This window comes from Thioclava kandeliae (genome assembly GCF_040297545.1).
GTDB lineage: Bacteria > Pseudomonadota > Alphaproteobacteria > Rhodobacterales > Rhodobacteraceae > Thioclava > Thioclava kandeliae.
Map to the genome: position 1 here is coordinate 1 of NZ_JAYWLC010000102.1, position 504 is coordinate 504.

Sequence of the window (504 nt, forward strand, 5' to 3'; positions counted from 1 at the left end):
ACGCGCATCGCAAACCAATGGCCCGCCGCCGAGATCGACGCACTCATGCCATGGAACTATAGGCCCTGAACGGCCTCGGCTTGCCGCTTACTCTGTTTCCATGTTCAACCAAGGGCGAATTCGCCGGCGCTGCGAAAGTCCGCTTGCCGCCCATCACGAGGGCCGCGCGACCCTCTCGACGCGATCGGCCCTTTACCGCCGGTCGAGCTGGCGACGCGCTGCGTTGCGGCATTCCCCAGACCAGCCGTTCGATCGTGTCCCACGGGGTGGTGTAGCTCAGGTGGCCATCGGGTTTCTTAGTAAGGTCGGGTTGCTAGACTCAATCTGATCCAAGGATGACACCCGATGACCAAACCTATGATGGACCTTCGCGCGCTTGTCGAACAGAGCGGCGATGCAGATTTACTGCGTGAGATGATTGGCTTTGCCGCCGAGCGACTAATGGAGCTCGAGGTTGGCGCCAAGACCGGCGCGGACTATGGCGAGAAGAGTGCCGAACGACTG

At 61.1% G+C, this 504-nt stretch carries 1 pseudogene; it reads left to right on the forward strand.

From position 1 onward, the window contains the following. Positions 1–345: 345 nt before the first annotated feature. A pseudogene (locus tag VSX56_RS20820) lies at positions 346–504 on the forward strand (IS256 family transposase); the annotation flags it as partial.